This is a genomic window from Escherichia sp. HH26CH, assembly GCF_009820205.1.
GTDB lineage: Bacteria > Pseudomonadota > Gammaproteobacteria > Enterobacterales > Enterobacteriaceae > Escherichia > Escherichia coli_F.
This window is the reverse complement of sequence record NZ_VNXM01000012.1, coordinates 294,232-313,819: the sequence shown is the minus strand read 5'-3', so window position 1 is coordinate 313,819 and position 19,588 is coordinate 294,232. Positions and strand designations below refer to the sequence as shown.

20 protein-coding genes are annotated in these 19,588 nt (G+C 51.6%); 10 read left to right on the top strand and 10 right to left on the bottom strand.

All coding sequences use genetic code 11. The features are described 5' to 3' along the window. Positions 1 to 7 precede the first annotated feature (7 nt). The 3 genes from chbC to osmE form a co-directional block, all read right to left on the bottom strand. Complete coding sequence (chbC, locus tag FQ015_RS03550; RefSeq protein WP_039020756.1) at positions 8 to 1,366, bottom strand: PTS N,N'-diacetylchitobiose transporter subunit IIC; 1,359 nt, start codon at positions 1,364 to 1,366, stop codon at positions 8 to 10. Positions 1,367 to 1,450: 84 nt separating this feature from the next. Then, positions 1,451 to 1,771, bottom strand: coding sequence for a PTS N,N'-diacetylchitobiose transporter subunit IIB (gene chbB / locus FQ015_RS03545; protein WP_160523721.1), 321 nt, complete (start codon positions 1,769 to 1,771; stop codon positions 1,451 to 1,453). A gap of 298 nt (positions 1,772 to 2,069) precedes the next feature. Then, entirely contained in the window at positions 2,070 to 2,408 is a 339-nt protein-coding gene (gene osmE / locus FQ015_RS03540; protein WP_001039044.1) for an osmotically-inducible lipoprotein OsmE, read from the bottom strand. A gap of 201 nt (positions 2,409 to 2,609) precedes the next feature. Between osmE and nadE the strand changes: the two genes are divergently transcribed. Continuing rightward, a complete protein-coding gene (nadE, locus tag FQ015_RS03535) occupies positions 2,610 to 3,437 on the top strand; it encodes an ammonia-dependent NAD(+) synthetase (RefSeq protein ID WP_160523720.1) in 828 nt (275 codons plus the stop codon). A gap of 228 nt (positions 3,438 to 3,665) precedes the next feature. Next, entirely contained in the window at positions 3,666 to 4,553 is an 888-nt protein-coding gene (gene cho / locus FQ015_RS03530; protein WP_160523719.1) for an excinuclease Cho, read from the top strand. On the opposite strand, the gene ves is transcribed toward cho, so the two are convergent. The 7 genes from ves to astC all read right to left on the bottom strand — a co-directional run bounded on the left by ves (position 4,513) and on the right by astC (position 12,133). After that, positions 4,513 to 5,088, bottom strand: coding sequence for an environmental stress-induced protein Ves (gene ves, locus FQ015_RS03525; RefSeq protein ID WP_160523718.1), 576 nt, complete (start codon positions 5,086 to 5,088; stop codon positions 4,513 to 4,515). The two genes, cho and ves, sit on opposite strands and share 41 nt — an antisense overlap. A 202-nt stretch (positions 5,089 to 5,290) precedes the next feature. Next, complete coding sequence (gene spy / locus FQ015_RS03520; protein WP_001228981.1) at positions 5,291 to 5,776, bottom strand: ATP-independent periplasmic protein-refolding chaperone Spy; 486 nt, start codon at positions 5,774 to 5,776, stop codon at positions 5,291 to 5,293. Positions 5,777 to 6,105: 329 nt separating this feature from the next. Beyond that, positions 6,106 to 7,074, bottom strand: coding sequence for a succinylglutamate desuccinylase (gene astE / locus FQ015_RS03515; RefSeq protein ID WP_160523717.1), 969 nt, complete (start codon positions 7,072 to 7,074; stop codon positions 6,106 to 6,108). Then, positions 7,067 to 8,410 (bottom strand): N-succinylarginine dihydrolase, encoded by a 1,344-nt coding sequence (gene astB, locus FQ015_RS03510; protein ID WP_160523716.1) that lies wholly within the window; start codon positions 8,408 to 8,410, stop codon positions 7,067 to 7,069. The genes astE and astB overlap by 8 nt, the downstream gene beginning before the upstream one ends. After that, entirely contained in the window at positions 8,407 to 9,885 is a 1,479-nt protein-coding gene (astD, locus tag FQ015_RS03505) for a succinylglutamate-semialdehyde dehydrogenase (protein WP_160523715.1), read from the bottom strand. Before astD ends, astB begins: the two co-directional genes overlap by 4 nt. Then, on the bottom strand, positions 9,882 to 10,916 hold the full coding sequence (gene astA, locus FQ015_RS03500; RefSeq protein WP_000989455.1) for an arginine N-succinyltransferase: 1,035 nt from the start codon (positions 10,914 to 10,916) through the stop codon (positions 9,882 to 9,884). The genes astD and astA overlap by 4 nt, the downstream gene beginning before the upstream one ends. After that, a complete protein-coding gene (gene astC / locus FQ015_RS03495) occupies positions 10,913 to 12,133 on the bottom strand; it encodes a succinylornithine/acetylornithine transaminase (RefSeq protein ID WP_160523714.1) in 1,221 nt (406 codons plus the stop codon). The genes astA and astC overlap by 4 nt, the downstream gene beginning before the upstream one ends. A 445-nt stretch (positions 12,134 to 12,578) precedes the next feature. On the opposite strand from astC, the gene xthA reads away from it, so the two are divergent. The 8 genes from xthA (at position 12,579) to FQ015_RS03455 (ending at position 19,551) form a co-directional block, all read left to right on the top strand. After that, the gene (gene xthA, locus FQ015_RS03490; protein ID WP_000673911.1) at positions 12,579 to 13,385 is read left to right on the top strand and encodes an exodeoxyribonuclease III; all 807 of its coding nucleotides are present in this window, start codon (positions 12,579 to 12,581) and stop codon (positions 13,383 to 13,385) included. Positions 13,386 to 13,551: 166 nt separating this feature from the next. Continuing rightward, complete coding sequence (locus FQ015_RS03485) at positions 13,552 to 14,262, top strand: TVP38/TMEM64 family protein (RefSeq protein ID WP_160523713.1); 711 nt, start codon at positions 13,552 to 13,554, stop codon at positions 14,260 to 14,262. Between the two features lie 4 nt (positions 14,263 to 14,266). Further along, positions 14,267 to 14,944 (top strand): lipoprotein YdjY, encoded by a 678-nt coding sequence (gene ydjY, locus FQ015_RS03480; protein ID WP_103253664.1) that lies wholly within the window; start codon positions 14,267 to 14,269, stop codon positions 14,942 to 14,944. Between the two features lie 14 nt (positions 14,945 to 14,958). Beyond that, positions 14,959 to 15,666, top strand: a complete 708-nt coding sequence (locus FQ015_RS03475) for a TVP38/TMEM64 family protein (RefSeq protein ID WP_160523712.1) — start codon at positions 14,959 to 14,961, stop codon at positions 15,664 to 15,666. Then, positions 15,666 to 16,214 carry a carboxymuconolactone decarboxylase family protein gene (locus FQ015_RS03470; protein ID WP_160523711.1) on the top strand — a complete coding sequence of 183 codons (549 nt, stop codon included), beginning with the start codon at positions 15,666 to 15,668 and terminating at the stop codon, positions 16,212 to 16,214. The genes FQ015_RS03475 and FQ015_RS03470 overlap by 1 nt, the downstream gene beginning before the upstream one ends. Positions 16,215 to 16,223: 9 nt before the next feature. Further along, on the top strand, positions 16,224 to 17,390 hold the full coding sequence (locus FQ015_RS03465) for an ABC transporter substrate-binding protein (protein WP_160523779.1): 1,167 nt from the start codon (positions 16,224 to 16,226) through the stop codon (positions 17,388 to 17,390). After that, positions 17,363 to 18,898 carry an ABC transporter permease subunit gene (locus tag FQ015_RS03460; protein WP_160523710.1) on the top strand — a complete coding sequence of 512 codons (1,536 nt, stop codon included), beginning with the start codon at positions 17,363 to 17,365 and terminating at the stop codon, positions 18,896 to 18,898. The genes FQ015_RS03465 and FQ015_RS03460 overlap by 28 nt, the downstream gene beginning before the upstream one ends. Continuing rightward, positions 18,898 to 19,551 carry an ATP-binding cassette domain-containing protein gene (locus FQ015_RS03455; RefSeq protein WP_160523709.1) on the top strand — a complete coding sequence of 218 codons (654 nt, stop codon included), beginning with the start codon at positions 18,898 to 18,900 and terminating at the stop codon, positions 19,549 to 19,551. Before FQ015_RS03460 ends, FQ015_RS03455 begins: the two co-directional genes overlap by 1 nt. The last annotated feature ends 37 nt before the right edge of the window (positions 19,552 to 19,588 follow it).

Below are 19,588 nucleotides of genomic sequence, written 5' to 3'. Positions count from 1 at the left end.
GCATCGATTAAAATTTCAGGGCATTAGCGATATCTTCTTCGCTCTCTTCTTTATCAATCGTGTTTTGTGCTTTGTTAGCGACCACAACAAAGGGCAGATAAATTAACGTTGCGATACCAAGGTTGAAGAGTGCGACCAGCAATGCGGCGACGCTACCGTTGGTGTTAAAGAAGGCCCCCAGACCGGTTGGCATGGTCCACGGTGCAATATTGGTCACCGGAGGAATAATGCCCATGTAGTACGCTGCCAGAGTGATTGCCGCCAGAATCGGTTGTACCAGTACAAACGGGATAAACATCACCGGGTTCATGATAATTGGCAAACCAAACAGAATCGGTTCGTTAATCTGGAAGATGCCGGACGGCAGCGCCAGTTTTGCCACCTGACGATAATCAGCACGGCGAGAGGCGATAAAGATAGCCAGAATTAGACCTAAAGTCGCACCACTGCCCCCAAGGAAAATAAAGGAGTCCAGCATCGGCTTGGCCCAGATATGGAAGGTCTTACCGGCTGCCAGCGCCGCTTCGACGGAACCATATTGCTGATAGGTCGCGATATTTTCCAGCGCCCACGGCGTCATAATGCCGTTGTCCAGTGCGGTCAGCGCCAGCGCACCATGAATACCGAAGAACCAGAGCAGTGGAACAAAGATCACATAGGCCCAGCCCACCACGCTACCCAACGATGCCAGTGGGGTTGAGATGGTATCCATAATGATCTGATGGAAGTTGGTGCCCCAGGTATTCAACGCCCAGGCAATAATCCCCATCACGGAAAGAATAATAAAGCCGGGGATTAATGCCGAGAAGGAACGCGATACTGAAGCAGGTACGCTGTCGGGCAATTTAATGACCCAATTGCGGCGGACAATAAAGGTAAACATTTCTGCCACCACCAGGCCAATAATAATCCCGGAGATGATATTCGCCCCACCTAACCAGTTTGCGCCAACCGCATAGGCCTCACCGACACTATAAGGGGTGACGGTCATAAATGCTGCAACGGATAACAACCCAGCCGCCAGCGCATCGACTTTACGCTCTTCTGCCAGTGCCATGCCAATAAAGAACGGTGCCATTAAAGACATTATCCCTAATGTTCCGTTATATACGTTGCCGCCAATACCTTTCAGACCATTAAGTGTTTCAATGGTTGAGGCATCCAGGCGAATACCTAAGGAATAAAAAAACGACCCCTCCCCAAAGCTTAGAAAAACGTTGTTAATTAATACAAACATGGCCCCCGCAAGGGTTAACGGCATTAAGCGAATAAAGCCATTTTTGATTGCATTAACGTGTGGCTGCTTTCCTATTTTAACTGCAAAAGGGAGGAGTACCTTTTCAAGCGATGCAATAACATTACTCATAGAAAAATACCCTTAAAAACCGCAATTTAAATATTGCGGTATTGATTTATGAAATAACTCTTTGACGGGAAAATTTAAAATAAATTAATTTGCTGCGGCTTTTTTAATCGCTGCAACCGCAGCCTTAAGCACGCCTAAACCATCGACTTTGCCATAAAGCAGCGAGTCAATTACTTCAACCGGTTTGTTGGGTAACAAACGCTGGATTTCGGGCAACATATAAGCAATCTGCGGCCCTAATAACACGACATCGGCATTCTGACCTTTTTCACCAGCCAGTGTTTCCGGAAATGCTTCAATAATGACCGGAACTTCATATTTTTCTGCCTGTGCGCGCATTTTTGATACCATTAAAGAGGTAGACATGCCCGCAGAACAAAACAGATAAATGTGTTTCTTTTCCATAAAACTGCCCTCATCGACGATTATCTGTCAGCCAGACACTCCGCAAGCCTTAACCTGCTTCCATGCTCTGGGTAACTTGCGAAACCAACATGACTTTTTTTGTGGCTGAAAGGAGTATACGGTATAGACCTGAGCAATAGTATTTCTTTGACCTTATAAATTGTCTCTCCTTGACCTGTGGTTATGACCCTCTTCACATTTCGGGCAAATAATTCGCGAAGATAATTAAGAACACAGGCCAAAAAAAACCGGCGCAATGGCCGGTTTCCGTTGTTACTCAAGCTTTCAGACGAAGTGATTACTTCGCAGCCTGTGGATCAGTGTCGTATTCAGCACAGGTCTGATAACCGGAGTTGATGACATGTCCGGTATCATCTAACGCGACAAAGTAGGTTTCTGCTTTACCATCACGTTGACCCAGGATGTAGGTCTGGCAAGTACCACGAGCATGAATCATGCTCACTTCAGACGAAGGTTTACCCGCAATTTGTGCAACCTGCGCCCGGCTCATGCCTTTTTTGACGTCTTTCACCACAGGCTGTACAAACTGGTCTTTGGTACGATCATAAGCCGTACAACCCGCCAGCATGGTTAATACCGCCGCTGCACTCAGAATTCCTGCCATATTCTTGTTCATATTCCGTCCTCTTGTTTATCAGCGTGTTAGATAAGCCTGGAATACATTGGGCGCTTTTTCAAGCCCGTGAACGAAACGGCTCCGCTTTCAGAGGATTCCTGTATGACGTTTTAACCACCATTCAGCCCGCTGTCGCTTGTCGTTTCAGTAGCAACGGGTTAGCTTTAAGGAAGTTTTGTCTTTTCTGTCTGGAGGGGTTCAATGACATTGCAACAACAAATAATAAAGGCGCTGGGCGCAAAACCGCAGATTAATGCTGAAGAGGAAATTCGTCGTAGTGTCGATTTTCTGAAAAGCTACCTGCAAACTTATCCGTTCATTAAATCACTGGTGCTCGGGATCAGCGGCGGTCAGGACTCCACGCTTGCCGGTAAGCTGTGCCAGATGGCGATTAATGAGCTGCGCCAGGAAACCGGCAACGAATCGCTGCAATTTATTGCCGTACGCCTGCCTTATGGTGTTCAGGCCGACGAACAAGATTGTCAGGATGCCATTGCCTTTATTCAACCGGATCGCGTATTAACCGTTAATATCAAGGGCGCGGTATTGGCCAGCGAACAGGCGCTGCGCGAAGCGGGTATTGAATTAAGTGATTTTGTCCGTGGCAATGAAAAAGCGCGTGAGCGGATGAAAGCACAATATAGCATTGCGGGTATGACCAGCGGTGTCGTGGTGGGCACCGATCATGCAGCAGAAGCCATTACCGGATTCTTCACTAAATATGGTGACGGCGGTACGGACATTAATCCGCTGTATCGCCTCAACAAACGTCAGGGTAAACAGTTACTGGCGGCATTAGGTTGTCCGGAACATCTTTATAAGAAAGCCCCAACGGCCGATCTGGAAGATGATCGCCCTTCTCTGCCAGATGAAGTGGCACTCAGCGTGACCTATGACAATATCGACGACTATCTGGAAGGGAAAAACGTACCTGAACAGGTCGCCAGAACAATAGAGAACTGGTATCTGAAAACCGAACATAAACGCCGTCCGCCAATTACCGTTTTCGATGATTTCTGGAAAAAGTAATAATTTGCACATTTGGTTTGTGCGAAAAAGAGTACTTTGTTCACGCCGGATGCGGCGTGAACGCCTTATTCGCCCCACAAAACTATGCAAATTCAATATATTGCATGAGTCGAATAGGCCTGACAGGCGTAGCACGTCAGACGGTGTAACCTTTGTTATCGACCCGCCTCTTTTTTAATCGCTCCCCGCCTGTTACACTGGATAGATAACCAGCATTCGGAGTCAACAGTGGTACGGCGTTTAACTTCTCCGCGGCTCGAATTTGAAGCTGCGGCAATTTATGAATATCCCGAACATTTACGATCATTCCTTAATGACTTACCCACCCGACCAGGGGTGTATCTGTTTCATGGCGAAAGTGACACCATGCCGCTCTATATCGGCAAAAGCGTTAATATCCGCAGTCGGGTGCTTTCTCATTTACGCACCCCGGATGAAGCCGCCATGCTACGGCAATCCCGGCGAATTAGCTGGATCTGCACCGCAGGCGAAATCGGCGCTCTGCTCCTTGAAGCGCGATTAATCAAAGAACAACAGCCGCTGTTTAATAAACGGTTGCGCCGCAATCGCCAGCTCTGTGCCCTGCAATTAAATGAAAAGCGCGTCGATGTGGTGTATGCCAAAGAGGTGGATTTTTCACGAGCCCCCAACCTGTTTGGCCTGTTTGCCAATAGGCGCGCAGCTTTGCAAGCATTGCAGACCATCGCTGATGAACAAAAACTTTGCTATGGCCTGTTGGGACTGGAACCGTTAAGCCGCGGTCGTGCATGTTTTCGTTCTGCATTAAAACGTTGCGCTGGAGCGTGTTGCGGTAAAGAGAGCCCTGAGGAACATGCGCTACGCTTGCGCCAGGCTCTGGCGCGTTTGCGGGTGGTGTGTTGGCCTTGGCAAGGTGCGGTGGCACTGAAAGAACAGCACCCGGAAATGACTCAATATCATATTGTTCAAAACTGGCTGTGGTTGGGGGCGGTTAATTCGCTGGAAGAAGCGACAACGTTAATTCGGACACCCGCCGGGTTTGATCACGACGGTTATAAAATTCTCTGTAAACCTTTGCTTTCTGGTAACTATGAAATTACCGAACTTGATCCGGTGAATGACCCGAAAGCCAGTTGATTTCACTGAACAACAGTTTACCTTGCGGTTGTAAAAGCCGCAGGGTGTGCCTGCCATCGAACCAGCACGCGCCCTGGTCGGTAGTGAGCAGTTTATCGCCCAGTTGCCACGCCCCGTTAATCACAAACACCACCCCGCCGCGTGAGCCAAAGGTAGTAAACGTACGTTCGGCAATTCTGACTTTCGCCTTACAGACATCCAGGCGTGTCATGATGTTGAAATCCATCGACATCTGCCCTGCCGTCAGTTTCGCTTTAACCACCTGGTCCGCCGCAAAGGCAAAAGGCTGTAACGGTTTTAAGGTATGGTTAAAGCGGTCTGCGCTTTCAAGGAACATCTCGCCGCCTTCCAGCAACGTCACTATCCTTTCCATACCTGGAAACAAAGAAAACTCCCCATTCGCCGCGATGGATGCAATGCTGGCGCGCCAGTAAAAATCACGTTTTGCCGGTGGGAAAGTGCAAATTTCGCGCGTTTCACCGGCAGCGTTTCGCCACAAATTCACCGACATTTTACGCATATCAAAGTATTCCATACTCGCTCCCGGCCCGTTCTTTTCATTGTTATCGTTCAGGTAACCGTGGATGGTTATCGGCAACTCGGGTGATTTACGTTAGTGGCGATCAGGCTTTTTTTGCATCTGTTTGAGAACAAAAAAGAAAACCGCCGACCCTGTCCACCGCATTACTGCAAGGTAGTGGACAAGACCGGCGGTCTTAAGTTTTTTGGCTGAAAGATTATTCAGCAGTTGCAGGCATTTTACCTTTTGCCGCTGGACGTTCTGTCAGACGCTTCTCAAAATTAGCATTAAATTGCTTTTTCTGTTCCGGCGTCAGGATGTTGTAAATTTTGTTCTGGGTTTCCATGTGCGCCAGCATATTAGCTTTGCGCTGTTCTTCCATTTTTGCGATCTGCGCTTCAGCTTTTGCTTTATCGAAGGTATCGCTGGCAATGATGTCATGCATTGCGCGACGTTCTTCCAGCGGCGGACGTTTCATCTGGTCACGCTGGCCTTTCATGATTTCGCGAATCTGCTGTTTCTGCGCGTCGGTCAGGTTCAGGTCTTTGAACATCATGTCCTGATGCGGACCGAACTTGCCTTTGTGGTGCATCATCGGCTTCGCGTCAGCCGGTGCTGCGGTAGTGGTGTCTGCGGCATGGGCCAGGTTAGCCGCGCCAAGAGCCAGGGTAGAGGCAACAAACAGTGCAGTTAATTTACGCATATTCTATATCCTTCCTTTCAGTTATTTATTACGGCTTTCTTAAGTAGCGTGCCGTGTTGACGAGATTAACTTTACTGACTTTAGCGTCAATTAATCAGAGCAACGGTAAAACAATGAAAGTGTAAAAAACACTTTTGCGCCAATTATGGAGAAAAAAAGAAAATTTGATGGAGAGTGATGAGAGAATATTACAACACGATGATTTTGCAGAGATTATGAAGAACTATACCGGATGACTGGTGATAAATAAAGCAAATAACCAGGATTAATCTGTATTAATTTATAAGAAAGTAACTTAATACCCGCAGAATGATTTCTGCGGGTAAGTATTAGCTTATTTTTTCGAGCATTAATCCCGCGCGTAATCCCAACGCTACCAACGGATTAGGGAATAACACATACTCTACATCATGGGTTACGGTAAAACGTTCCTCACCGTCCTGCGCCAGCAACGTTCCTTTCTTAAACGGCATAAAATTCAGCGTGTCACTTGCCATATGCATTTCGAAGGACGGCGAGTGGCGAGTAATTTGCGAAACCACCCGATAACGTAGTGGCGGCGTTCTCACGATACCGACACTCTCACCAGATAGCAGCGCAGCAATTGCGCTGGCAGTGACTGCAAACTGGCGAAGATCGTTTTGCCCAAAGGGTAACGCTTTGCCAAGTTCCAGCGTACAGGCCAGCGCGCCAAAATGTCTGGCGCTGAAATGGGTAAACGTACCACCAGGCGCCTGATGGAACACCAGTGCCTCCAGCCCCGCCGTCCCCAGCCACGTCAGAAATTTCTCGTCCCAGGGAATGTCGCGTTGCGGTAATACACCGAACCGCGGATGCAAGGAGCCACGAATTGCGGTATGGAGATCAAGGTGCCAGCGCACAGATTCTTTGCCCTGGTCATAAAAATCTTCCAGGCACTGTTCCAGTTCGCGCGCCCGACAGGTTTCCCCGCTTTCAGCAAATAGCTGCCAACGTCCGCCAAACATTCGGTTCATATCGCTATGGCAATAACGTTTCCCTTGCTTCAGCGCAGGAGGATTCCCGAGGATCACCAGCAGCCGCCAACGTAACGGGATCTCGCCGTGAGATATCGCGCCAAGCAACGCGTCCAGCATCTCCACAGGTGCCGTCTCATTACCGTGTATTCCCGCTGAAATCACCAGCGCACCTTGCGGTGGCGTTAATGGCGTCAGTTCCAGCACGCCATCGCCCAGCCAGCGCCAGCGAACGCCGTTGATTTCTCGCTCGGTGATAACCGGTTTTTTACCCGTTAAGGTCAGAGCAAGAAAATTATCCATTGCCCCCTCCCTCGCGCTGGAACGGATAAACCGAACCGAGATTCAGTAATTGGCTCAATACATCCAGTGCTTCCCTTCCTTCGCGCAGCAGCAGCGGATCAGCCAGATCCGCCGCAGTAAGACGATCGCGGTAGTAACGCTCCACCCAGTCATTGAGCGCATTAAACAGCGTATCGTTCATCATCACCGCCGGATTCACCGCCCGGCGTTCTTCTTCTGTCAATACCACGCGCAACCGCAGGCACGCCGGGCCTCCGCCATTCGCCATGCTTTCACGTAAATCAAAAACTTTTAGTTCGCTAATCGGGTTGTCAGCGGCAAGGAGTTCATTGAGATAACGCCATACTCCGGCGTGTTCCCGACACTCCTGAGGCAGCACCAACATCATGGAACCATCATCGCGGCTCAGCAGTTGGCTGTTAAACAGATATGTAGACACCGCATCCGACACGGAAACCTGTGCCGCCGGAACTTCTAGCGCCATAAAACCGTTCACCCGCGCACGCAGGTTTGCCAGTAACTGCACCTGTCGAGCGAACGCCTGTTGATGACAAAACAGCACCTGGCGGTTACTCACGGCAATCACGTCATTATGAAAAACGCCCTGGTCGATAACGTCCGGGTTTTGCTGGGCGAAAATCACCTGTTGGGGATTCACCTGATTCAGCCTTGCCACCGCCTCGCTGGCTTCGCGAGTCTGTCGCGCCGGATAACGGGAAGGCCGGGTATCATTGCCCTCTTCTCGCCCGTAGACAAAAAGTTGCATACCCGGTTCACCGTAATGACCGCCGAGACGATTGTGGTTTGCCGCCCCCTCATCACCGAGCAACGCTACCTGCGGCAACGCCGAATGGACACTAAATTTCTCTTCGTCGTTAAAAATCGCTTTTAACAGCGATTCGGTGACGGGGGCTTCCAGCGAACGGTGAAATTTATTGTTCAGGTTGGCAACGGTGAGATGCACTTTGCCATCCAGCGTATCGGCAGATGGCGCGATCGTTGCCGCATTGGCTACCCACATTGGCGAAGCGGAGCTGACGCTGGAAAGCCAGTGCGGTGCCTGGCGTGCAACTTTTTCCAGTACCTGCTCATCGCTACCACTGAATCCCAGTTGACGCAGCACCGGAATAAACGGACGCTCGTGCGGCGGGATCACCGCCTGGGGGAATCCCGCATCGGCAAGGGTTTTCATTTTCAGTAAGCCCTGTTTCGCCGCCAGTCGCGGGTTAGACACCTGAAAACGGTGACGGGTAGAGGCTTTATTACCAAACGACAAGCCCGCGTAATGATGCGTCAGCCCTACCAGCCCGTCGAAATTGACTTCCCAGGCGTTCATCGCACCACCTCATCGGAAAAATCCAGACCGGGGTTAAGCGTGGCGGGCAACGTTAACGAGTCTGACTCCAGGCTTGCCATCGGCCAGGCGCAGTAATCGGCGGCATACCAGGCACTGGGGCGATGGTTACCGGAAGCGCCAATACCGCCGAATGGTGCGGTACTGGCAGCACCGGTAAGCGGTTTGTTCCAGTTAACAATCCCTGCTCGCGCCTCCAGCAAAAGTTGATCGAATTTTTCCCGCGCGGGGGAAACCAGACCGCATGAGAGGCCGAAGCGAGTGTTATTCGCCATTCGAATCGCTTCATCGAAAGTATCATACCGCCAGACGCGCAATAACGGTCCGAACACCTCTTCATCTGGTACGCCAGCAACGCCCGTCATTTCAATGATCCCCGGCGTCAGCAACGATGTTCCTGCTTGTAATAAGCGCGGCGCAAGCAGGGTTCGTCCACCCATCGCTTCCAGTTCCTGCCAGGCAGTAACCACCTGCTGTGCGGCCTGCTCTGATATCAGCCCGCCAATAAACGGTTGGGGTTCATCGTCCCAGTTGCCCGGCGTTAATCGCTGGCTGACGGCAACCAGACGGGCAATAAATGCATCGCCCTGCGCCCCGCTTTTAAGCAATAAACGGCGGGCGCAGGTACACCGTTGCCCGGCAGTGACAAATGCTGACTGAATAGTCAGATGGACAGCGGCATCGATATCCGTCACCTCATCAATAATCAGCGGGTTATTACCGCCCATCTCAAGAGCAAGGATTTTTTCCGGCTGACCAGAGAGCTGGCGATGTAACTGGTAGCCGGTATTGGCGCTGCCGGTAAACAGCAAGCCGTCGAGATCCTCCAGCGCACTCAGCGCCTGCCCTGTTTCACGCCCGCCCTGCACCAGGTTCAGCACGCCCGGCGGCAAGCCAGCCTGCTGCCATAAGCGCATTACCACTTCGCCGCTCCAGGGTGTCAGTTCGCTGGGTTTAAAGATAATTGTGTTACCTGCCAGCAATGCCGGAACGATATGTCCGTTCGGCAGATGCCCGGGGAAATTATACGGCCCAAACACCGCCAGCACGCCGTGTGGGCGATGTCGCAGGCTCGCCGCGCCGTCCGGCATTTCGCTACGCTGCTCGCCGGTACGAACGTGATACGCCTTAATTGATATCGCGATTTTATTGATCATCGCCGTCACTTCGGTTGCCGCTTCCCAGCGCGGCTTACCGGTTTCTCTGGCAATAATCGCGGTTAATTCGGCTTTATTGCTTTCCAGCAATCCGGCAAAGCGTTCAACTCTTACCTGACGATCGCCAAAGGAGAGTCGCGCCCAACGCGGAAACGCCGCACGAGCAGCCCGACAAGCCTGCTCGACCTGAGCGGCATCGGCATCATTGCCTTGCCATAGCACCTCGCCCGACACCGGATTACACTTCACACGCAATGCGCCCTGGCCCGTAACCCAGTCACCATTGATCCATAAAGTCATGCTGTTTTCTCCTCTGCGCACAGGCGCACCAGACGAACGCGATCCCCTGCGTGGCATTTGAGGGCATCCAGTTGTGCGGCGGTTAAAATCAAACGCTCGGTCGCTGGATCGGTACGCACCAGCACCACGCGGAAATGGTGATAATTTTCATTGGCGACCAGGCAGGCCGGGAATTCGCCCTGCGCAGGCTGCCCTTCTGCCACTTCCACCAGCCGACTTTTGCGAATGGCTCGCACGCGGTCGATGTCACACTCAAGCGTCGGCCCGCCGTCAAAAATGTCGATATAGTTACGGTAGCGAAAACCTTCTTTCTCCAGCACCGCGCGGGCAGGCGCGGTCTGCGGATGTACCTGACCGATGACGTCCTGCGCTTCCTGGGATAAAAAGTGGGTATAGATCGGATGTTTCGGCATCAGTTCTGCAATAAACGCCTTTTGCCCGGTGCCGCAGAGAAAATCGGCGCGGCTAAAATCCATCGAAAAGAAGCGTTTACCGAGGCTTTGCCAGAACGGTGAATAGCCGTGTTCGTCTATCACCCCGCGCATTTCGGCGACCACTTTGTCATTAAACTTGTCGCGAAAAGCCGCCATAAACATAAAGCGCGATTTCGACAGCAAATAGCCGTTGCCCTCTTTGCGCCACTCCGGATCGAGAAATAGCGTGCACAACTCGCTGCTGCCGGTGTGATCGTTACTGAGAAACAGCGTCGGTAACGCGTTATAGACATTTAGCTCTTTTGAGGCGTGAACCAGCGTGCCGACGCGGTAGTTATACCAGGGATCGTTCAGACCAACCGCCACTTCAATGGCGCAAATTCCCGCCACAGTGCCTGTCTCACTATCTTCCAGTACAAATACATAACCCTGCTCGCTTTTGGGCAGTTCGCCCTGCCAGGTTTTGATTGCCCTTTCGATACGCGCCGAAAGCGTGGCTTCATTGGCGGGAAGCGACGTCAGGCCGCCGCCCGTTTTGCTGGCAAGCTGCATTAACGCTGAGACATCAGTGCGTTCAACGGGACGGATGACCATCATGATGAACCTCCGCTCACAAAGCGTTCACAGGCCGCAGCAAAACGATCCAGCCCGGTTGTCACCTCTTCTTCGCTGACATTGAGCGCTGGTGCAAAACGCACCACGTTGCCACCCGCAATCAGTACCATCACGCCTGCTTTCGCCGCTTCCTGAGAAATTTGTTTCGCTTGCCCGGCGTAATCAGCATTCAGTACACAGCCCATTAAAAGACCTAAGCCGCGAACTTCACTGAACAAACCATAGCGGTGATTAATGGTATTAAGACGCTCAACAAACCAGTCGTGACGCTGTTTAACGCCATTAAGCATCTCTGGCGTGTTGATGAGATCCAGTACTTTACCTGCCACCGCCGAGGCCAGCGGATTACCGCCATAAGTGGTGCCATGTGTGCCCACGGTCATCACGTTGGCGCATTCTTCGGTTGCCAACAGAGCGCCAACGGGGAAACCGCCGCCCAGCGCTTTGGCAGTGGTTAACAGATCGGGCGTCACGCCGTAGTGCATATAGGCATACAGTTCCCCGGTACGCCCGACGCCCGTTTGTACTTCATCAAAAATCAGCAATGCGTTGTGGCGGTCACACAGTTCGCGAAGTCCCTGTAAAAATGCGTTGCTGGCTGGCACCACACCACCTTCTCCCTGAATGGGTTCGACAATCACCGCACAGGTAGAGTCGTCAATCAGCGCACTGGCAGAGTTAATATCGTTATATGCAGCATGACGAATATCCGGCGGCAGTGGCGCAAAATCCTGTGAATAGGCTGGCTGTCCGCCCGCGCTGACGGTAAACAGCGTGCGCCCGTGGAACGCATTTTTAAACGCCACGATGCCGCTCTTATGGCTGCCGAAGCGGTCGTGGGCGAATTTACGTGCCAGTTTGAGCGCCGCTTCATTGGCTTCCGCACCAGAGTTACAGAAGAACACGCGATCGGCAAAAGTGGCGTCGATCAATTTTTTCGCCAGTCGCAGTACCGGCTCGTTGGTGTAACCATTACCGGTATGCCAGAACTTACTCGCCTGTTCGTTCAGCGCCTCACGCAGTTCCGGGTGCGCATGGCCCAGTGCGTTCACCGCAATGCCACCCGCGAAGTCGATATACTCTTTCCCCTGCTGATCCCACAAGCGCGAACCTTCGCCACGTACCGGAATAAATGGTGCCGGAGCGTAAACAGGTATCATCCATTCATCAAAGTTTTCACGCGTAATTGGCTGAGACATAGCGACCTCTACAGTAAATAATTAGTTATTTATATGTTAATAATAAGTAATGTTTGCGCTGTAAATGTAGATTGCAGGGTTCGTGCCAGCCAGTGATAAAAGTGCATAAAAGGGGGCGATTAACTGATAATCAAGGAGTTATAACTGTACGCTATGCATTTAAAGTGCATAAAAAGTGAATATGTTTGCAATGATGATGAATAAAAAGAATAAAAAACGCAATGTTATGCAAAAGTAAAATATAATTCTGGAATTGTGATCATTGACGAAATTTACTGGAAATTACTGCGCCATTCTGACGCAGCGCGCACCAAAAGCGGGCATTTTTTGCGCCATCGTTGACATCATTAACAACCATCGATCAAATCACTTAACAACAGGCGGTAAGCAAAGCGAAATTCTGCTACCATCCACGCACTCTTTATCTGAATAAATGGCAGCGACTATGAAATTTGTCTCTTTTAATATCAACGGCCTGCGCGCCAGACCTCACCAGCTTGAAGCCATCGTCGAAAAGCACCAACCGGATGTGATTGGCCTGCAGGAGACAAAAGTTCATGACGATATGTTTCCGCTAGAAGAGGTGGCGAAGCTCGGCTACAACGTGTTTTATCACGGGCAGAAAGGCCATTACGGCGTGGCATTGTTGACCAAAGAGACGCCGATTGCTGTGCGTCGCGGCTTCCCTGACGACGGCGAAGAGGCACAACGGCGAATTATTATGGCGGAAATCCCCTCGCCGCTGGGTAATGTCACCGTGATCAACGGTTACTTCCCACAGGGCGAAAGTCGCGACCATCCGATTAAATTCCCGGCGAAAGCGCAGTTTTATCAGAACCTGCAAAACTATCTCGAAACCGAACTTAAGCGCGAAAATCCGGTGCTGATTATGGGCGATATGAATATCAGCCCCACCGACCTGGATATCGGCATTGGCGAAGAGAACCGCAAACGCTGGCTGCGTACTGGTAAATGTTCTTTCCTGCCTGAAGAACGTGAATGGATGGACAGGCTGATAAGTTGGGGGCTGGTGGATACCTTCCGCCATGCGAATCCGGAAACAGCAGATCGTTTCTCATGGTTTGATTACCGCTCAAAAGGTTTTGACGATAACCGTGGTCTGCGTATCGACCTGCTGCTCGCCAGCCAACCGCTGGCAGACTGTTGCGTAGAAACCGGCATCGACTATGAAATCCGCAGCATGGAAAAACCGTCCGATCACGCGCCTGTGTGGGCGACCTTCCGCCGCTAATTTAGCTGCTCTCCTGGCTCAAACGGAGTCAGGAGAATTAACCTTGAGAAAAATCAACAAACTGTCAGTAATGATTTGTTGCTTGTCGTCCTTTGTTATACCGTCACAGCGTTTTTAGTTGTCTGACCACTTCTCTATTATCAAGTTTGATATAGGAAACTCCACAATGAACGCTGAGCGTAAATTTCTTTTTGCCTGTTTTATTTTTGCGCTGGTCATTTACGCTATCCACGCTTGCGGTTTATTCGATCTGCTCACCGATTTACCCCACTTACAAACTCTCATTCGCCAGAGCGGATTGTTCGGTTATTGCCTTTATATTGTGTTATTCATCATTGCCACCCTCTTTCTGTTACCAGGAAGCATACTGGTGATCGCTGGAGGCATAGTTTTTGGCCCGATCTTAGGGACACTACTCTCATTAATTGCCGCTACGCTGGCCACCTCGAGTTCATTCCTGTTGGCACGCTTTTTGGGGCGCGATTTATTGCTGAAATACGTTGGTCACAGCCATACCTTCCAGGCCATTGAAAAAGGCATTGCACATAACGGTATCGATTTTTTAATTCTTACCCGTTTAATCCCGCTGTTTCCTTACAATATTCAAAATTACGCCTACGGATTAACCACTATCGCCTTCTGGCCTTATACCTTTATTTCGGCACTCACTACCCTGCCCGGTATCGTTATTTATACCGTGATGGCCAGCGATCTCGCCAGTGAAGGCATTACGCTGCGCTTTATTTTACAACTCTGTCTGGCGGGCCTGGCACTGTTTATTCTCGTCCAGCTTGCCAAACTCTACGCCCGACACAAACACGTGGATCTGTCTGCTTCGCGCCGCAGCCCACTTACTCACCCCAAAAATGAAGGATAGAACGATGTTGCAACATTATTCAGCGTCATGGAAAAAAGGACTGGCTGCACTGTGTTTACTGGCCGTTGCAGGGCTTAGTGGCTGCGATCAAAAAGAGAATGCGGCAGCAAAAGTGGAATACGACGGGCTTTCAGACAGCCAACCACTGCGTGTCGATACCAATAACCATACGGTCACCATGCTGGTACAAATTAATGGCCGTTTCCTGACAGACGACACTCGACACGGCATAGTGTTTAAAGATGGCTCCAACGGACATAAATCGCTGTTTATGGGTTATGCGACCCCGAAAGCATTTTATGAAGCACTGAAACAAGCCGGTGGTATCCCGGGCGAAAACATGACGATGGATAATAAAGAAACGACTCATGTAGCGGGCAGCAAACTGGATATTTCGGTCAACTGGCAAGGGGCAGCAAAAGCGTATTCATTCGATGAGGTGATTGTCGACAGTAACGGTAATAAACTGGACATGCGTTTTGGAGGTAATTTAGCCGCCGCAGAAGAGAAGAAAACGGGCTGCCTGGTATGTCTGGATAGCTGCCCGGTCGGCATCGTCAGCAATGCAACATACACTTATGGTGCGGTGGAAAAACGTGGTGAAGTGCAATTCAAAGGCAATGCCTCGGTTCTCCCGGCAGATAACACGCTGGCTACGGTTACCTTTAAAATCACCGAATAAAGCCACGATAAAGGATGATGAAGATGCAATCGCGTAAAATCTGGTACTACCGTATAACCCTCATCATCCTGTTGTTCGCTATGCTGCTGGCATGGGCACTGCTTCCCGGCGTCCATCAGTTTATCAATCGCAGCGTTGCGACGTTTGCCGCCGTGGACCAACAGGGTATAGAACGCTTTATTCAGTCTTACGGCGCACTGGCAGCAGTTGTCTCGTTCATGTTGATGATTTTACAGGCCATTGCTGCACCGCTGCCTGCATTTTTGATCACCTTTGCCAATGCCTCGCTGTTTGGCGCGTTCTGGGGTGGCTTGCTGTCGTGGACCAGTTCTATGGCAGGCGCGGCGCTATGCTTTTTTATCGCCAGAGTGATGGGCCGCGAAGTGGTGGAAAAATTAACCGGTAAAACCGTGCTTGACAGTATGGACGGCTTTTTCACTCGCTACGGCAAACACACTATCCTGGTATGCCGGTTATTGCCTTTTGTCCCTTTCGATCCAATCAGCTATGCTGCCGGTTTGACGTCAATACGTTTTCGCTCGTTTTTTATCGCCACCGGGCTTGGTCAGTTACCGGCGACTATTGTTTATTCCTGGGCGGGCAGTATGTTAACGGGCGGTACCTTCTGGTTTGTCACCGGACTGTTTATTCTGTTTGCCCTGACCGTGGTGATTTTTATGGCGAAAAAAATATGGCTTGAACGCCAGAAGAGGAATGCCTGATGGGTTTACCACCGCTTAGCAAAATTCCTTTAAGTTTACGTCCGCAGGCGTGGCTGCATCGTCGCCATTACGGCGAGGTGCTAAGTCCAATTCGCTGGTGGGGACGGATCCCGTTTATCTTTTATCTGGTGTCGATGTTTGTCGGTTGGCTGGAGCGTAAACGCTCACCGCTCGATCCGGTAGTGCGATCGCTTGTCAGCGCGCGCATTGCGCAAATGTGCCTGTGTGAGTTTTGCGTGGATATCACCAGTATGAAAGTCGCCGAGCGTACCGGCAGCACCGATAAGTTGCTGGCAGTGGCTGACTGGCGGCAAAGCCTGCTCTTTAGCGATGAAGAACGGCTGGCGCTGGAGTACGCCGAAGCCGCAAGCGTAACGCCGCCAACGGTCGATGATGCCCTGCGTACCCGACTGGCTGCGCATTTTGACGCCCAGGCGCTCACCGAACTGACGGCATTGATCGGCCTGCAAAACCTGTCAGCCCGTTTTAATTCTGCCATGGACATTCCCGCTCAGGGGCTGTGCCGTATTCCTGAAAAACGTTCTTAAGGAGAGATGATGCGCCATTGTGGGTGGTTGCTGGGATTGTTATCGCTGTTTTCTCTGGCAACACATGCCAGTGACTGGCAGGAAGTTAAAAATGAGGCCAAAGGGCAAACCGTCTGGTTTAACGCCTGGGGCGGCGATACCGCAATTAACCGCTATCTCGACTGGGTTAGCGGCGAGATGAAAACCCATTATGATATAAACCTGAAGATTGTCCGCCTGGCGGATGCCGCAGACGCGGTGAAGCGCATTCAGACCGAAGCCGCAGCCGGGCGCGAGACAGGCGGTTCGGTGGATCTGCTCTGGGTGAATGGCGAAAACTTCCGCACCTTAAAAGAGGCCAATTTACTGCAAACCGGCTGGGCTGAGACTCTGCCAAACTGGCGTTATGTCGATACACAACTGCCGGTACGGGAAGATTTTTCTGTACCTGTCGAAGGCGCAGAATCGCCGTGGGGCGGCGCTCAACTGACGTTTATCGCCCGCCGCGATGTTACGCCACAGCCACCACAAACACCGCAAGCCTTACTGGAATTCGCTAAAGCCAATCCTGGCACGGTTACCTATCCGCGCCCGCCAGACTTTACTGGCACCGCATTTCTTGAACAGTTACTGATTATGCTGACGCCAGATCCCGCAGCATTAAAAGAAGCGCCGAACGATGCGACTTTCGCCCGTATCACTGCGCCCTTGTGGCAATATCTTGATGCGCTGCATCCGTATCTATGGCGCGAAGGAAAGGATTTTCCACCTTCGCCCGCGCGGATGGATGCTCTGCTGAAAACTGGCACATTGCGCCTGTCGCTGACCTTTAATCCTGCACATGCCCAGCAAAAAATCGCCAGTGGCGATTTGCCAGCAAGCAGTTACAGTTTTGGCTTTCGCGAGGGGATGATTGGCAACGTGCATTTCGTCACCGTTCCTGCCAACGCGAATGCCAGTGCTGCGGCGAAGGTGGTTGCCAATTTCCTGCTCTCACCTGATGCACAGCTACGTAAAGCAGACCCTGCTGTCTGGGGCGATCCATCGGTTCTCGATCCGCAAAAACTGCCTGACGGGCAGCGTGAAACATTGCAATCAAGAATGCCGCAGGATCTGCCGCCGGTACTGGCTGAACCGCACGCAGGTTGGGTAAATGCGCTGGAACAAGAATGGCTACACCGTTACGGTACGCATTAATCTTGTTGCTGTGGGCGATGGTGGCGGTGATTTATGCACCGCTGATCCCGGCAGCTCTCACGCTGATATCGCCTGCTTTGTCGTTGGCACACTGGCAGGCGTTATTTGCCGATCCGCAGCTACCGCAGGCATTACTGGCGACGCTGGTGTCAACAACCATCGCGGCGCTCGGCGCATTGACGATTGCCCTGCTGGTAATTATGGCGCTGTGGCCTGGGCCGAAATGGCAGCGTATGTGCGCCCGTCTGCCGTGGCTGCTCGCCATTCCCCATGTGGCTTTTGCCACCAGCGCCCTGTTGCTGTTTGCTGAAGGTGGCCTGGTTTATCAGGTTTTTCCTTTTCTCACTCCGCCGATGGATAAATTGGGTATTGGGCTGGGCCTTACCCTGGCGGTGAAAGAAAGCGCATTTCTGCTGTGGATCTTAGCGGCAGTATTGAGCGAGAAACGGCTGTTGCAGCAGGTTATTGTACTGGATTCGCTGGGCTACAGCCGCTGGCAATGTCTGAACTGGTTGTTGTTGCCCTCCGTCGCGCCTGCACTGGCAATGGCGATGCTGGCTATTGTGGCATGGTCGTTGTCGGTCGTGGATGTGGCAATTATTCTCGGGCCGGGTAATCCACCGACGCTGGCGGTAATTAGCTGGCAGTGGCTAACCCAGGGTGGCATTGACCAACAGACAAAAGGCGCGCTTGCCAGTCTGCTGCTGATGCTGTTACTCGCCGCCTACGTTTTGCTTGGTTATCTGTTATGGCGCGCCTGGCGACGCACGATCCCCCAGGAAGATGGCGTTCGTAAGCCCGCCACGCCTTTATTACCCGGTAATACACTGGCGATTTTTTTACCCTTAACCGGTGTGCTGTGTGTGGTTCTGCTGGCGATCCTCGCGGATCAGTCGACGATCAATAGTGAAGCGCTCATCAACAGCCTGACAATGGGGCTGGTGGCGACGTTTATCGCTTTGGTCCTGTTACTGCTGTGGCTGGAATGGGGGGCAAAGCGTCGCCAGTTGTGGCTCTGGTTGCCCATTTTATTACCCGCTCTGCCGCTGGTGGCGGGCCAGTACATGCTGGCGCTATGGCTGAACATAGATGGGAGCTGGACAGCGGTGGTCTGGGGGCATCTGCTGTGGGTAATGCCGTGGATGCTGTTTATCCTGCAACCCGCCTGGCAGCGCATTGATTCACGGTTAATTTTGATTGCGCAAACACTGGGCTGGTCGCGGGCCAAAATCTTCTTTTACGTGAAATGCCCACTCATGTTGCGCCCTGCGCTGATTACCTTCGCGGTGGGATTTTCAGTCAGTATTGCGCAGTATATGCCGACGCTGTGGCTGGGCGCGGGGCGTTTTCCGACACTCACTACCGAAGCGGTGGCGTTAAGTAGCGGCGGCAGTAACGGTATTCTCGCTGCCCAGGCCCTTTGGCAACTGCTATTACCGCTTATTATTTTTGCCCTGACCGCGTTAGTCGCAAAATGGGTAGGTTATGTCAGACAAGGACTCCGCTAATGCTCTGCGTGAAAAATGTTTCGCTACGTTTACCAGAAAGCCGCTTGCTGACAAACGTTAACTTTACGGTGGATAAAGGTGACATTGTCACGTTAATGGGGCCGTCTGGCTGTGGAAAATCTACACTGTTTTCATGGATGATTGGTGCGCTGACCGGACAGTTTTCTTGTGCAGGTGAGCTATGGCTCAATGAGCAACGGATTGACATGCTACCCACCGCACAGCGTCAGATTGGCATTCTTTTCCAGGATGCACTGTTATTTGACCAGTTCAGCGTCGGGCAAAATTTACTGCTGGCGCTACCGGAGACACTTAAGGGGAATGCCCGACGTAATGCCGTGAATGATGCACTTGAGCGTTCAGGCCTTGACGGAGCTTTCCATCAGGATCCTGCCACTTTGTCTGGTGGTCAGCGAGCGCGCGTTGCTCTGCTACGCGCCCTTCTCGCCCAGCCAAAAGCGTTACTCCTGGATGAGCCGTTCAGCCGTCTTGATGTAGCTCTGCGCGATAATTTTCGCCAGTGGGTGTTCAGCGAAGTTCGCGAACTGGCGATCCCCGTCGTTCAGGTAACGCACGATCTCCAGGATGTTCCTGCTGATAGTTCTGTTCTGGATATGGCGCAGTGGTCAGAAAATTACAACAAACTGCGATAACGCAAAGTTTTTCCCAATGCGTCAGTTCAGAATGGCG